The following is a 16,513-nucleotide window of genomic DNA, read 5'->3' as shown; positions in this document are numbered from 1 at the left end:
CCGTGAAACCTCACGGCGTCGGCTCTATGAAAACAAGCGCAGCAGTCAACTATTGTGACAAATGCATCCCGTCTCCCGCCGAATGTTTCTCACGGCTCAAGCATTTCTCGAAATCCGCGTCCGATCCACACATATTAAAATATTTCGCCCCAATAAAACAACACGCTGAGTTATGTTGCACGGTCTCCAGGATAAATCACCGTGCCCGACTTGCGACACGCGTTCGAGTGCAGCACCACGATCAGCCATGAAGATCCGCTGGTCCGGGATCACCGGGTCCACGGGGTCCGCATCCTGCCGGGAGTCGTCTTCCTGGACCTGGTGCTCCGAGCCCTGAAGGCCCGCGGCTTCGACATCCCGGCGGTCGAGCTTCGCAACGTCCTGTTCAGCGAACCCATCGCCACCACGGAGCAGTTCGACCGGCGCGTGCGCCTGCGCTTCGAGCCCCAGGACGCGGACGCCCGTCACTGGCGGGTGGTCGCGGAGAGCAGCCCCCTCCCCGCTGGCGGCGGGAGCGCGGCGGGCGCCGTCGAGAACTTCCGCTGCGAGGTCCACGTCACCCAGGAGCCCTTCGAGGGCCGGCTCGACGTGGAGGCCTTGATGAAGCAGGCCACTCGCACCGCGGACGTGGACGACGCCTACGTGTACGCGCGCGGCGCGGCCATCGAGCACCTGGAGTTCATGAAGGGCCAGGGACGGCTCTACTTCCACGACGGCGGCGTGCTGGCGGCGCTCCAGTTGAGCCCGCCCGCCCGGGAGCACCTGGAGGACTTCCTCATCCACCCCGTCCTCCTGGACAGCTCCACGCTCCTGCCGTTCCTCTTCATGCAACAGCGGCCGGAGCTGGCCCTCCAGCCGTTCATCCCCATCCACATCGAGTCGTTCCGCGCCGTGCGCGCCCTGGGCGAACGCGTGTTCGTCCACGTGCGCGAGGCCAGCACCGGACTGGTGGCCGACGACCTCTTCCACAGCGTCATCGACTTCTACTCGCCGGACGGGCACCGGCTCGCGTCCCTCCGCAAGCTGTCCACCAAGCGCATCCGCTCCGAAGCCCTCATCTCCCGCCTGCGACGACCCGAAGGCGCTGCGCGGGCCCCGGAGCCTCAAGCCGCGCCGGCGGCCCCCACGACAGGGGCGAGCCCCTCTTCCGTCCTGGACTCCCTGCGCGGCCTGCTCGCCTCCGAATTGTCGGTGGCGCCCGAGACGCTCGACGACGCGGAGAACTTCTACTCCCAAGGGCTGGATTCGACCCACCTGCTGCGGGTCGTGCGGCGGCTGGAGCAGGACCTCGAGTGCAAGCTCTACCCGACGCTGCTCTTCGAGCACAGCACCCTGCGCGAGCTGGCGGCCTACCTCGAACGGAACCATGCCCAGGGCGTGGCGGGGCTCGTCCTCCGGCAGGCCCCTCCACGAAGCGCGGGAGTGTCCGCGCCCACGCCGCAGGACGTCCCCGCGCCCGCGGCGCCTTCGCCGCTCCCGCGCCTGGACGAACCCATCGCCATCATCGGGATCGCGGGGCGCTATCCGCGGTCAGGGGACCTGGACGCGTTCTGGGAGAACCTCCAGGCCGGGCAGGACTGCATCACCGAAGTTCCCAAGGAGCGCTGGAATCACGACCGCTGGTTCGATCCCACCGGCAGCCGCCCGGGAACCACCCAGGGCAAGTGGGGCGGATTCCTCCAGGACATTGATCAGTTCGACGCGCGCCTGTTCAACCTGTCGCCGCGCGAGGTCGAGCTCATGGACCCCCAGGAGCGGCTGTTCCTGGAGACGGCCTGGCAGGCGCTGGAGGACGCGGGCCAGCCGGGCCGGGCCCTCCGGGGCCGGCGCGTGGGCGTGTTCGTCGGCGTGATGTGGGGGCAGTACGCGCTGCTGGGCCTGGAGGAGACCCTCCAGGGGCACCCCGTCGCGCCCTCCTCGTTCGCCGCGTCCATCGCGAACCGCGTCTCCTACTTCTTCGACTTCCGCGGCCCCAGCCTGGCCCTGGACACGATGTGCTCGTCGTCGCTGACCGCGCTGCACCTGGCCCGCGAGAGCCTGCTGCGCGGCGAGTGCGAACAGGCGCTGGTCGGCGGCGTCAACCTCATGCTGCACCCGAGCAAGTACGTGTTCCTGAGCGAGCACCGCATGCTCTCCGGTGACGGCCGGTGCCGCGCGTTCGGCGAAGGGGGCAGCGGCTACGTCCCGGGCGAAGGCGTGGGCGCGGTCCTGCTCAAGCCCCTGTCGCGCGCGGAGGCCGACGGGGACTTCATCCACGGCGTCATCCGCACGACCGCGCTCAACCACGGCGGCCGCGCCAACGGCTACACCGTCCCGGATCCCGACGTCCACGCCACGCTCATCTCCGAGGCGCTGGAGCGCTCGGGCGTCGAGCCCGACACGATCGGCTACATCGAAGCGCACGGCACGGGCACGAGCCTGGGAGACCCCATCGAGATCTCCGGCCTGGGCAAGGCCTTCCGGGGCAGGACCGCGCCGGGGTGGAGCTGCGCCATCGGGTCCGTGAAGTCGAACGTCGGTCACCTGGAGGCCGCCGCGGGCGTCGCCGGCATCACCAAGGTGCTGCTCCAGCTGCGCCATCGCAAGCTCGTCCCGTCCCTGCACGCGCGGCGGCTCAACCCCTTCATCGACTTCGCGGCCACGCCCTTCCGCGTCCAACAGGAGCTGCGCGACTGGCCGGAGCCCACGACCCGCGCGGGACAGCCCGCCCCCAGACGCGCGGGGCTGAGCTCCTTTGGCGCGGGCGGTGCCAATGCCCACGTCATCCTCGAGGAGTACGTGGCGCCCCGGGCCGCGCTCCCGGCGACTGAACGGCCCTGCCTGGTCGTCCTGTCCGCGCACAAGGAAGACCGGCTCCGCCCCTACGCCGAGCGGCTCCTGCGCTTCGTCGAACGGCAGGCCGCCTCCGGAGGCACGGCGCCCCGGGCCAGCCTGAGTCAGATCGCCTACTCGTCGCAGATCCGCGGCGAGCCCATGGCGGCGCGGCTGGCGTTCGTCGCTTCGAGCCTGGAGGCGTTGCGCGGGCAGCTGCGGCGCTACCTGGAGGGCTCGTCCCCTCCGGAGGACAGCTTCCAGGGAACGGGCCGCGCCGGACAGGCCACCCGCGCCCTGTCCGCGCGCGGGACGGAGGCCCCGGCGCTGCGCGAGCTCGCGGCGCGTTGGGTGGAGGGGCAGGACGTGGACTGGTCCACGCTGTATCCCGAGGGTCCCCCCCGGCGTCACCCGCTGCCCACCTACCCCTTCGCCCGGCGCTCGTACTGGCTGCCCCGGACGGAGGCGGAGCATGGGAGCCCCTCCGGTGGCGCCGCACCGCGGCTGCACCCGGTGCTGGGACGCAACACCTCCACGTTCTCGTGCGTGCGCTTCACCACCGCGTTCTCCGCGACGGAGCCCCTGATCGCCGACCACCGCGTCCGCGGCCAGCCGGTGCTCCCGGGAGTGGTGTGCCTGGAGATGGCCCTCGCCGCGGCGCGGCTGGCGGGAGCCGCGACCGTCCACGCCCTCCGCGACATCACCTGGGCGAGCCCCGGGGTGCCCTCGCAAGACAGCGCGACCCTCGACGTGTCCCTCGAACTCCAGGTCGAGGGCGAGCACCTGGGCTTCCGCCTCGTTGGAGCGAACGGGCTGCTGCATGCCCAGGGCCGGTTGTCGCAGGGAGAGCAACCGCGCCAGGTGGAGCCGCTCCAGGCCCCCGGTGACATCCAGGCGCGGTGCCCGCACCTGCTGTCCGCGGAGGACGCCTACCGCCTCCTCGCCGCGCGGGGGCTGGAGTACGGCGAATCCCTGCGCCCCATCCGCACGCTCCACGTGGGACGGGACGAGGCGCTCGCCGCGTTGCGCCTGCCCGGGTCGCACCCCGCGCCGGCGGACGTCACCCTCCCCCCCGGCCTGCTGGACGGCGCCCTGCAAGCCGTCATCGGGCTCCTGGCGCGGGAGCCCGAGGGCGGCGCCGCGTCCTCCGAGCGGACCTGGCTTCCGTTCTCCCTGGCGGCGGTGCACCTGCACCGTCCCCTTCCGCCGGAGTGCTTCGTCCACGTCGCCCGCAAGGCGCGGCGCAAGGACGTGGAGACCTTCGACCTCCGTCTGCTCGACGCGGCAGGGGCGTTGCTCGTGCGACTGGAGGACTTCGCGATCCGGGAGGTTCGCGGACCGGCGCGCGAGACCACCCGCGTCCTGGGCGAGGCCTGGGTCCCCGAACCGCTGGAACGCACGTCCACCGAGTCGACCGGGGCCCTGCTGCTCTTCGACCGGGACACCCTCCTGCGCGATGCGCTTCGCGGCGGGACCCAACGGCCCGTGATCCTCGTGCGGCCGGGGACGGGCTTCCGCTCGCTCGGCGACGACGTCTACGAGATCGCGCCCGCGCGCACCGAGGACGCCGCACGGCTGCTTCAGGCCCTGCGACAGGAGGGCCGCGTCCCCTCGGCCGCGATCCATGCCTGGACGGGGCAGCACGTCCCTGGCGCGGAGCAGCCGTCCCTGGAGCAGGTGCTGGAGCTGGGGCTCCACTCGCTGATCAGCTTCACCCAGGCGTGGCTCCAGGCCCGGCCCGTGCCCCCGCTCCAGCTGCTGTGCGTGGAGGCCGGCGACGAGACCTCTTCACCGCATGCCGCGCTGTCGGGGTTCTGCAAGACGATCAACCGCGAGCACGGAGCCCTGCGCTACCGCGCGGTGCGGCTCGGGGATGGAGTCGCGCGCCCGGCCGCGGAGCTGTTGCTCCAGGAGCTCTCCCGGTCCGACGCTCCGGATGATCTGGTCCGTCTGGACGCGACAGGCCGCGCCCGCCTCCGCCTGCGACGGCTCTCGCTGCCCGAGCCAGACGCCACGCCCCTGCTGAGACACCGCGGCGTCTACCTCATCACCGGTGGCCGCGGCGGGCTGGGCCTGCTCTTCGCGCGGTTCCTGGCCCAGCGATTCCAGGCGCGGCTGGTGCTGGCCGGACGCGCGCCGGAGGACGCGGCCGTGCGCGAACAGCTCCAGGCGCTCGCGGCCCAGGGAGCAGAGGCCGTGTACGTGCGGGCGGACGTGGCCCGCGGGGACGACGTGGAAGCGCTCGTGAACGAAGCCGTGCGCCGCTTCGGCGCGCTCCACGGCGTCATCCACTCCGCCGGCGTGTTGCGCGATGGCATGGTCGCGCAGAAGCGCCCGGAGGACGTGACGGAGGTCCTCCGCCCCAAGGTCGATGGCGCCATCCACCTCGATCGCGCCACGCGGCGGTTGCCGCTCGACTTCTTCGTCCTGTTCTCCTCGCTGGCGGGCGTCATCGGCAACGTGGGGCAGTGCGACTACGCGTTCGCCAACCGCTGCCTCGACCAGTTGGCGCGAAGGCGCGCGGCCCAGGTCGTCCAGGGCCAGCGCCACGGACGCTCGCTCTCCATCGCCTGGCCGCTGTGGCGCGAGGGTGGGATGCGCGTGGACGCGCACGTCGAACAGCACCTGCTGCGGACGCTCGGCATGAAGCCGCTGAGCACGCAGGCGGGGCTGGACTTCTTCGTGCGGGCGTTGAACGCCACCGAGCCCGTGATGGCCGTCGTGGAAGGCGACCTCGCGGAGATCGACAAGGCCTTCGCGGTGATCCAGGCCTCCGAGGCCGCTCCAGCTCCACCGCCCTCCGGCTCCGTGTCCGTGCCCGCTGACATGGACGCGGTCCTCTCGACGATCGCGGAGGTGCTCCGCGTGGACCGGGCGGACGTGGATCCGGACGCGAGCCTCGAGGATCACGGCTTCGATCCCACCACGCTCGCGGTGCTGAGCGCCCGGCTGGGTGAGCGCCTGGGCCGCACGCTGAGCGCACGCCGGCTGGCGGAACAGGCCTCCGTGCGCGCCCTCTGCCAGACGCTCACCCCGGTGGCGACGCCCTGCCCGCCCGAGCCGCCGCCCGCGCCCGCGCCGCCGCCCACGACGAGGCCCGAACTCCGCGCCGTGGCCCAGGACGGACACCTGCGCGAACGGGTGCAGGCCCGGGTCGTGGAGACCGCGGCGTCGATCCTCAAGATGGACGTGGCGGACGTGGATCCGGACACGGACCTGCGCGACTTCGGCTTCGACTCCATCTCCATGACCCAGCTCGCCAACCGGCTGCGTGAGCAGCTGGGCGTGGACCTCACGGCCGCGATGCTCTTCGAGCACGACCGGCTGGGCGCGCTCGTCGGACATCTGCTCGCCACGCAGCGCGAGGCCCTGGGCGCACGGTTTCCGGATGCGCAGCCGCCAGCGGCCACCCCGGCCCCGGCGGAGGTGGCCTCCGCACCAGAGCAGCCCGGGCCGCGGCCCCCGGCGCGCATCGCCCCCTCGGGCGGCGTGCACGACTCGCCGGAGCCCATCGCGATCATCGGCATGGGCGGCCTCTTCGCCCAATCCCCCGACCTGGACACCTTCTGGCGGAACCTCGAGCAGGGCCGGGATCTCATCGAGGAGATTCCTCCCACGCGGTGGGACTGGCGCGCGTTCGAAGGCGACCCGCTGACGGAGCCGAACCGCACCCATGTCAGGTGGGGCAGCTTCGTCGACGGGGTGGAGCACTTCGACGCGGCCTTCTTCCGCATCACGCCCCGCGAGGCGGCGCTGATGGACCCCCAGCACCGCCTGTTCCTCCAGCTGGCGTGGAACACCCTGGAGGACGCCGGCTACCGGCCTTCCTCCCTCGCGGGCAGCCAGACCGGGGTGTTCGTGGGGATCGGCACGACCGACTACCACGATCTGCTGAGGGACTCCGGCATCGCCGCGGACGCGCACACCGCCACGGGCAAGGCGCACTCGGTGCTGCCCAACCGGCTCTCCTTCCTGCTCGATCTGCATGGCCCCAGCCTTCCGGTGGAGACCGCCTGCTCCAGCTCGCTGGTCGCCATCCACCACGCGGTCCAGGCGCTGCGCTCGGGCCAGTGCACGCTGGCGCTCGTCGGCGGCGTCAACCTGCTGCTCAGTCCGCACCTGTACTTCGCGTTCAGCCGCGCGGGCATGCTGAGCGAGGACGGACGCTGCAAGACGTTCGACGCCTCGGCCAACGGCTACGTCCGGGGCGAGGGCCTGGGCACCCTCCTGCTCAAGCCGCTGTCGCGCGCCGAGGCCGACGGGGACACCATTCACGCGGTCATCCGTGGCACGGCCATCAACCACGGCGGCCGTGCCCAGGCGCTGACGGCCCCCAACCCCAAGTCCCAGGCCGAACTGCTCGTGGCCGCCTACGAGGATGCCCGGGTGGACCCGGCGACCGTGGGCTACATCGAAGCGCACGGGACGGGCACCTCGCTGGGGGACCCCATCGAGATCGCCGGCCTGCGCATGGCCTTCGAGCGGCTCTCCGCGCGCTGGCAGCGGCCCCTCCCGTCCCAGCCCCACTGCGCGCTCGGCTCGGTGAAGACGAACATCGGACACCTGGAGACGGCCGCGGGCATCGCGGGGGTCCTCAAGGTGGTGCTCGCGCTGCGCCACCGCACCCTCCCCGCCAGCCTCCACTTCCAGACGCCCAATCCACAGCTGCGGCTGGAAGGCGGCCCGTTCTACGTCAACGCGCGCACCCGCCCGTGGCCCGCCCCGGTCGACAGGGAAGGACTCGAAGGGCCCCGGCGCGCGGGCGTGAGCTCCTTCGGCTTCGGTGGCACCAACGCGCATGTCGTCCTGGAGGAATACCGACAGGCGCCCCGGCCGGCCGGGGCCTCCCCTCGGCCCCAGCTGGTGGTGCTCTCCGCTCGCGACCCCGCCCTGTTGCGGACCAGCGCCGAGCGGCTGCGCGAGGCCCTGCGCGCTCCGGAGCCGCCGCGCCTGGAAGATCTGGCCTACACGCTCACCGTGGGACGCGAGGTCTTTGATGAGCGACTGGCCATCGTGGTGCGCGATCTGGATGAACTCGCCGCGCGGCTCGACGGCTGGCTCCAACAGGGATCCGCCGAGCACGTGCACGCCGGCAACGCGGGTGGGGCACGCGCGAACGAAGCGCTCCTGGGCGGTGCCGCGGGCGCGGCCTTCCTGGACGCGTTGATCTCCGGAGGTGAACTCGACCGGCTCGCCCGCCTTTGGGTGAGCGGGACCACGTCGGATCTCTCGCGGCTCCATCCGCTCCCGCCGCGGCGCGTGTCCCTGCCGGGCACTCCCTTCGCGCGGACGAGGCACTGGCTGCTCACGAGTCCGGCGGATCGGCTGTCCGTGGCGAGCACGGCGCCAGTGCCCACCGCGGAGGAGGCGCCGGTGGAGGCCACCGAGCCCTGGCGCGACGTGCTCCACTTCCTGACCCGGGAGCTCGCGGCCACGGCGCGGCTCGATCCAGCCAGCGTGAGCCCCACGGCCGACTTCGAGAGCTACGGGATGAACTCCATCCTCATCGCCGAGCTCCACCAGAAGCTGGAGGCAGCCTTCGGCAAGCTCCCGATCACCCTGTTCTTCAAGTACAAGAACCTCGCGGACCTGGCGGCCTACCTGGGCCAGGAGCACGGCGCGCGGGTCCAGCGGCTCACTCGCCCGGCCTCGCTCCCCGCCGCGCTGGCACCGCCGCAACCCGCCGTGCCCGCACCGGGGAACGGTGACGCCACCGGGGACATCGCCATCATCGGGATGAGCGGCCGTTATCCCCAGGCGGAGGACCTGGAGCAGTACTGGCACAACCTGGAGACGGGCCGGGACTGCATCGAGGAGATCCCAACGGAGCGTTGGGACTACCGCCCCCTGTTCGATGCCACGCGCCGCGAGCCGGGGTCCCTCTACGCGAAGTGGGGCGGATTCCTGAAGCGGGTGGATCGCTTCGACGCGACCTTCTTCCAGATCTCGCCGCTGATCGCTCGCTTCATGGACCCGCAGGAGCGCCTGTTCCTGGAGACCGCATGGTCCTGCATGGAGGACGCGGGCTACACCCGCGCGGGGCTGGCGAAGGCGGACGCGGGAGATCAACGCGCTCCGGTGGGCGTGTTCGTCGGCGTCACCTACAACGAATACGCCCTCTTCGGAGCGCAGGAGTGGTCGCGGGGCAACCGCATCCCGTTCAGCACCCAGAGCTTCTCCATCGCCAACCGGGTCTCCTACGCGCTCAACCTGAGCGGCCCGAGCCTCACCATCGACACCGCCTGCTCGTCGTCGCTCAACGCCATCCACCTCGCCTGCGAGAGCCTGCGCTCCGGCGCGTGTGAGGTGGCCATCGCGGGCGGCGTGAACCTGTCGCTGCACCCGAGCAAGTACGTGATGCTCTGCGCCAACCGCTTCGCGTCGAGCGACGGCCGCTGCCGCAGCTTCGCCGCGGGGGGCGATGGGTACGTCCCCGGCGAGGGCGTGGGGGCCGTGCTGCTCAAGCCCCTGGCCATGGCCCTGCGCGATGGAGACACCATCCACGCGGTCATCAAGGGCAGCGCGCACAACCACGACGGGAAGACCCACGGCTACACGGTGCCCAACCCCGTGGCGCAGACGGAGGTCATCTCCACGGCCCTGCGACGCGCCGGGGTGGACGCCCGGACGCTCAGCTACGTGGAGGCGCACGGGACGGGCACCAGCCTGGGCGACCCCATCGAGGTCACCGGACTGACGGACGCGTTCCGGAGCCACACCCCGGACCGGGGCTTCTGCGCCATCGGCTCGGTCAAGGCCAGCATCGGACACCTGGAGTCGGCCGCGGGCATCGCCCAGCTCCACAAGGTCCTCCTGCAGATGAAGCACCGGCGGCTGGCGCCCACCCTCATCCATGGTGGACAGCTCAACCCGCACATCGACTTCGCGAGCACGCCCTTCCACGTCCAGCGCGAGGCCGCGCCATGGCAGGCGCGGCCCGGAGAGCCCCTGCGCGCTGGCATCAGCAGCTTCGGCGCGGGCGGCGTCAACGTGCACCTCGTCGTCGAATCCTGGGAGGCGCCCGCCCCCCGGAGCAGTCCGCTCCCCGCGCGGCCCCACGTCCTGGTGCTGTCCGCCCGCACCTCCGAGCGGCTGCGCGTCCAGGCGCGCCGGCTGCTCGACCTCCTCGATGCCCGGCGGGACTGGGGCACGAGCGAGTTCGAGGCGCTGGCGTTCACGCTGCAAGAGGGACGGGAGGCGATGTCCGCCCGGCTCGCCTTCGTGGCCCCGGACCTGGCCACGGCCCGCGAACGGCTGCGCTCCTATGTGACGCACGCCGAGGACCCGGTGGCGCTCCAGGCCCAGGGCCTCTTCACCGCCAGCCTCTCGCCATCGCACGTGGCGGGCGCCGCGCCCACCGAAGCCGAGCTGCTGGCGCTCGTCACCCGGGGCGAGCACGCCACCCTCGCGCGCACCTGGGCCGAGGGCACGCCCTGGCCCTGGCGGGCCCTGCACCGGGCTCATCCGCCGCGCAGGCTGCGGCTCCCCACCTATCCGTTCGCCGGGGAGCGCCATTGGATCGAGACCTCGCCCGAGCCCCAACAGCGCCTGACGATGCGGGAGCAGCTGCGCGACGCCCCCCAGGCCGAGCGGCACGCGCTCCTGATCCACCTGCTCGGCGAAGTGGTGGCCCGCGTCCTGGCCTATGCCCCTTCCACCCAGCCGTCGCCGGACGAAGGCTTCTTCGACCTGGGGATGGAGTCGGTGCAGGCCACCCAGCTCGTGGAGCAACTGGAGGGCGAGCTCGGGCTCGACCTCCATCCGACGCTCGCGTTCGATCACCCGACGCTGAGGTCCCTCGCGGACTTCCTCCTCGAACGGATCCCCACCGGGACCGAGGCACCGGCCGAACCCCGCGCCGAGGTCCCGGCGGAAGGGGTGTTCGCCCGTCAGGAATGGCGTGACGCCTCCTCCCCGGCGACGCGTGGATCCGCGCCTCGCGGCATCCTGCTCGTGGGGGGAAGCGAGGCGCACGTCAGGGCCTTCCGCGAATGCCTGCACTCACGGGGACTCGATGTGCCGGTGGTGGGAGCGCGCCTGGGTCAACGCTTCGCTGGAACCGGCGCGGAGCCCGAGTTCGACCCCGCCGACGCGCGACAGGCGCGGGAGCTCCTCGCCTGGCTGGACGCTCGGGGACTCCAGCCCAGCCACGTCTTCCATCTCGGGGCGCTCGACGAGGCGTTCGGGATGGATCCCACCCTCGGGTTCACCCACCTGCTGGGGCTCGCGAAGGGGATGCTCGCGCACTCGGCCGACGGCGCGATGCGCCTGGGCTACGTGCACTCCACGGTGGACGGGGTGCGCCATCCCGCCCACGCCGCCCTGGGTGGATTCTGTCGCGCGCTCGGACTGGAAGCGCCGCGGCTTGGCTTCCAGACCCTGGCCCTGGAGCCGGAGGCGTGCGCGCCGTCCGACGTGGCGCGTCTGGCGCTGGCCAACAGCGAGCACGACGACGTCGAGGCCCGGTACGTGGCGGCCCGACGGCAGGTGCGCGAGCTGGTGGAGCTGCCGCCCGGGACGCCTCGTCCGTCACCGCTGCGACAGGGCGGGGCCTACCTCATCACCGGTGGAGCGGGCGGACTGGGCCTGCTGCTGGCCGAGCACCTGGTGCGCACCGTCCGGGCGCGCGTCGCGCTGACGGGACGAGGTGAGCTCGACGAGGTCCGCCGCCTCCGGCTGGAGGCGCTGCGCGCGGCGGGCGCGGAGGTGATCTACCTGCGCGCGGACGTCAGCGACCGGGACTCGGCCGCGCGCGGGGTCCGCGAGGCGTGCGAGCGACTGGGGACGTTGCACGGCATCATCCACGCCGCGGGCGTGACGCGGGACTCGCTCGTCACGGCCAAGGATCCGGAGCAGTGGGCGGCGGTGCTCGGCCCCAAGGTGCACGGCACGCTCCACCTGGACGAGGCCAGCCGTCACCTGCCCCTGGACTTCTTCGCCCTGTTCTCCTCCACGGCCGCCATCACGGGGAACGTGGGCCAGGGCGACTACGCCTTCGCCAACGCCTTCCTCGACGCCTTCGCCGAGGAGCGCGAGGCACGAAGGGCTCGCGGAGAACGGCACGGGCGCACGGTGTCGTTCAACTGGCCCTTGTGGGCCGAAGGCGGCATGCGGGTGGAGGCCAGCACGCTGCGCTTCATGGAGCGCCGCGGCGGTCTCACGCCGCTGCCCACCGCGCTCGGGCTGTCGGTGTTCGAGGCGGGGCTTGCCCAGGAGGGCTGCCAGCGCGTGGTGTTCCACGGCGCTCGCGACACGATCACGCAGCGCTTCGGCATCCGGACCGGGGCCACGGCGCACGAGCCCGCTCCCGTCCCCGCCGCCGCGCCTCCCGCGCCCGCCCCGGTGGCCGGGACACGTCCCGCGGCATCGCACCCGGAAGGCCGGGAGCCCATCGCCATCATCGGGATGGCCTGCCGGTTCCCCGGTGGGTGCGACAGTCCCGAGGCCCTGTGGCGGTTCCTCCTGGAAGGCGGCGACGCCATCGTCGACGTGCCCCGGGAGCGCTGGGACCCCGAGGCCTTCTTCCACGCGGATCCCGACACCGCCGGAAGCGTGTACGTGCGACAGGCGGGCTTCCTGAAGGAGGCGCCCGCGCTCTTCGACGCGCGGCTCTTCGGCATCTCCCCGCGCGAAGCCGCGGACATGGACCCCCAGCAGCGCCTGTTGCTGGAGGTGTCGTGGGAAGCCCTCGAGCGCGCGGGGCTCGCGCCCGACAGCCTCGCGGGCAGCCCCGTGGGCGTCTTCGTGGGCATGGGCAGCGCCGAGTACGGACTGCTCCCCCGCGCCGCGCGGCAGTTCAGCGCCTACGCCGCCACGGGCCTGGCGGCCAACATCGCCTCGGGCCGCATCGCCCACCGGCTGGGGCTCCAGGGGCCCGCGCTCACCGTGGACACGGCGTGCTCGTCGTCGCTCATGGCCGTGCACCTGGCGTGCGACAGCCTGCGCCGGGGCGAGTCCACCGTGGCCCTGGCCGGCGGCGTCAACCTCATGCTGTCGCCGTACACGTTCGTCTCGCTGTGCCGCTTGCGCGCCCTGGCGCCGGATGGACGTTGCAAGACGTTCGACGCCTCGGCGGACGGCTACGGCCGCGCCGAGGGTGGCGGGATGCTCGTGCTCAAGCGCCTGTCCGACGCGCGGCGGGACGGCGATCCCGTGCTGGCCGTGCTGCTGGGCTCGGCGGCCAACCATGACGGCGCGAGCAGCGGGCTGACCGTGCCCAACGGGCTCGCCCAGCAGGCGCTCCTGCGCAAGGCCCTGGAGTCCGCGGCGCTGGAGCCCGAGCGCATCTCCTACGTGGAGGCCCATGGCACGGGCACGTCCCTGGGAGATCCCATCGAGATGCAGGCCCTGGGCTCCGTCTATGGGCAGCGCCCGGCCGCCGCCGAGCCCTTCACGGTCGGCGCGTTGAAGGCCAACCTGGGGCACCTGGAGGCCGCCGCGGGCATCGCGGGCCTCATCAAGACCGTGCTCTGCCTCCAGCACCGGGCCATTCCGAAGCAGCCCCACCTGCGCCAGCTCAACCCCCACATCCGCCTGGACCGCATGCGCGCCCGGCTCGCGTGGGACACCCTGCCGTGGGACGGGGAAGGACGGACCGCTGGCGTGAGCGCGTTCGGGTTCTCCGGGACGAACGTCCACGTCATCGTGGCCGAGCCCCCCACTCCGCCCGGCCCCATCGCTTCGCTTCCGCGGCCCGTCCACCTGCTGCCGCTCTCGGCCCGGGACGACGCCGCGCTGCGCGCCCTGGCGCGCTCCTGGCGGGAGTACCTGTCGCGGGAGCCGGAGCACGGCGTGGGCGCGGCGTGCACCGCCGCCGTCTCCTCACGCAGCCACCTGGAGCACCGCGCCGCGGTGGTGGCCTCCGATGGCGCGGGGCTGGCCGCCGGCCTCCAGGCCCTCGCCGAGGGCGGGAGGGCCGAGGGCCTCCTCCACGGCGTCGTCGAACAGGCCGCCATTCCCCGGCTCGCGATCGCCATTCCCCACGCGGGGGACCTCCGCGCCACCGTGGCGGCGCTCTACCCGGTGGAGCCCGTCTTCGCGGCGGCCTTCGACGCCTGCGGCGCCGTGGCCCAGGAGCTGTCAGGCGGCGATCCCCGCGTGATGGAGGCGCCGGAGGTCACCACCTTCCGCGCCCGGTTCGCCCTGCTCAAGCTGCTGGGGCACTGGGGCTATCCACCCGACGCGCTGCTGGCCGACGGACGGGGCCTCCATGTCGCGGCGTGCGAGGCCGGTGTGATGGACCTCCGGGACGCGCTGCGCTGCCTCCTGCGCGACCTGGGTTGGCATGGCGGCTTCACCCTGGAGCCGGGGCGGCTGGCCGAGCCCCGCTCGCGCCTGCTGCGCACGACGGCCGACGCGCTCATCGATGCCCGGAAGGCGGCCCGCGCCGACACGTGGGCGGCCCACGTCGAAGCGACGGGGGACTGGGAGGCGGCCCTCGCGGGCCTGGCGTCCACCGATCGCCGGATCATCGTGGCGCTGGGAGACACGGGACGCCCCTGGCTCCGCGCCACGTCGGAGCACGCCCCCTGGCGGACGCTGATGGAGTGCGTGGCGGAGCTCTACACGCGGGGGCTCGGCCCGGCACGGCGCGCCTTCACCGAGGCAAGGCCCCGTCCGGAGCGCACACCGCCGACCTACCCGTTCCAGCGCAAGCCCTACTGGCTGCCGGACCTGCCCGTGGAGGCAGCCCCCACCGGAGCGGACAAGTCCCCCTCGCACGTGTTCGACGGCACACCGCTGCACTCGCCCCGCCGCGAGCGCGAGTTCGCGTACCGGATCAGCCACGCGCGCCTGCCGGAGCTGGCGGACAACCATGGCATCGCCCATGTCGGCCACTTGCAGGAGCTGCTGACCCGCGCCATCCGCCAGCACCTGGGCCTCACGTCGTTCGCGCTGCGGGACGTGCGCTACCTGGCCGCGCTGCACGTGGAGCCCGGCGAGGAGCGCGAAGTGCGCCTGGGAGTCGAGCCCCTGGAGGCGGACCGCGCGAAGCTGCTGCTCCATGGCCGCGTGAACGAGCGGAGCCCGTGGACACTTCACGCCCAGGCGGTGATGGAGCGCGCGGAGCCCACGCGGGAGCCCCTGGACGTCCCCCCGCGCCTGGAGCAGGGCACCCGCTGGGACGGCGCCACGTTCTACCGGCGGCTCGCCGAGCTGTCCTTCGACCTGGGGGAGAGCGTGAAGTGGGTGGACGCGGTGAGCTTCCGTGACGGCGAGGCCGTGGCCCGCTTCCGGCGGCAGCCCCGCGCGGAGCGGACCTCGCACGCCCTGGGCTTCCACCCCGGCATCCTCGACGCGTGCGCGCAGCTCTTCGCCGTGGCGGGCGCCGCCCACCTGGACGAGCGCATGAGGTTCATGGTGGTGGGCTGGGAATCCTTCCAGCTCCACCACGCCCCGGCGGACGACACGCTCCAGTGTCACATCACCTTCCCCGAGCCTCCCGACGCGAACGGGCACGTCACCGGCCACTTCCGGCTCCTGGACGGAGTGAACCAGCTCATCGCCGAGGCCCGGGGACACCGGCTGCGGCTGCTGAGCGCCGAGCGGGTGGAGGCGCTCGAAAAGGCCCTCCAGGAGGCTCCCCCGTCCCCACCGCCCGCGAGCGCCCGCGCCCTGGACGGAAGGGACCTGTCCGCCCGGCGAGAGGAGGTCGTGGCCTTCCTGACCGCACGCGCCGCGCATCACCTCCAGTTGGAGCCGGACGCGCTGACGCGCCAGGTCCCGCTGCGGGACCTGGGCCTCGACTCCATCATGGGGCTCTCCTTGCGCCGGGACATCGAGGAGACCCTGTCGCTGCGGGTGCCCGCGGAGCTGCTGCTCGAAGGCCCGAGCATCGACAGCCTCGCCCAGGCCCTGTCGCAGGACCTCGCCCCCGCGCGGCCCGCGCCGGACGCGCCCTCCCCGGCGGAGCCCGCGGTGTCCCACGCCTGGTTCAGCCACGGGGTGCGCCGTCCCCGGCCGCGCGTGCGCCTGTTCTGCTTCCCCTACGGCGGCGGCGGCGCATCGCTCTACCTGGACTGGGCGCGGCTGCCCGAGCACATCGAGGTGTGGCCAGTGCAGCTCCCGGGACGCGAGACCCGCATCCACGAGCCGCCCCTCCACCGCCTGGACGACCTGCTGCCACGGTTGGAGGCCGCGCTGTCGCCCCACCTCGACCTGCCCTTCGCCTTCTACGGGCACAGCCTGGGCGCGCTGCTCGCGTACCTCCTCGCGAGCCGGCTGCGCGCCCACGGGCGGCCCCAGCCCGAGCACCTGTTCGTGGGTGGCGCCAGCGCGCCCTTCCTCTGCCCCGGTCCCTTCCTGGAAGGGCTCCAGCGGCGCTTCCGCGAAGCCGGCTTCCAGGGCGTGCCGGATCCCGGCACGCGCGAACCCCTGGGGCCGCTGCTCGACATCGCGATGAACACGGCCGAGGGGCGGGTGATGGCGGGCCGGGACGCCGACTTCGCGCGGGCGCTGCTGCCCATGATGCTCGCGGACCTGAAGCTCATGGAGGGCTACCGCTACCAGCCCGAGCCGCCCTTCGCCTTCCCCATCACCGTCCTGCACGGCGACGCCGATGACCGCATCACCGCCGAGGCCTCCGCGGCCTGGCGCGCGGTCACCCAGGGGGCGTTCCACCTGCACGTGACGCAGGGGGATCACTTCTTCCTGCGCGCGAACCAGGCCCAGCCCTGGCTCCTCCAGCGGATCGCCGCCGCCC

Annotated in this window: 1 protein-coding gene; it reads left to right on the top strand. The window is 72.9% G+C overall.

Translation table 11 applies throughout. The features are described from left to right. Nucleotides 1-201: 201 nt before the first annotated feature. On the top strand, nucleotides 202-16,513 hold a 16,312-nt coding region (locus tag D7X99_RS10555; RefSeq protein WP_121777657.1), incomplete at its 3' end, for an SDR family NAD(P)-dependent oxidoreductase.

The sequence above is a fragment of the Corallococcus sp. AB032C genome (assembly GCF_003668935.1).
GTDB lineage: Bacteria > Myxococcota > Myxococcia > Myxococcales > Myxococcaceae > Corallococcus > Corallococcus exiguus.
Note: the sequence above shows the minus strand (reverse complement) of the source record. Positions and strands in the feature narration are given on the sequence as shown.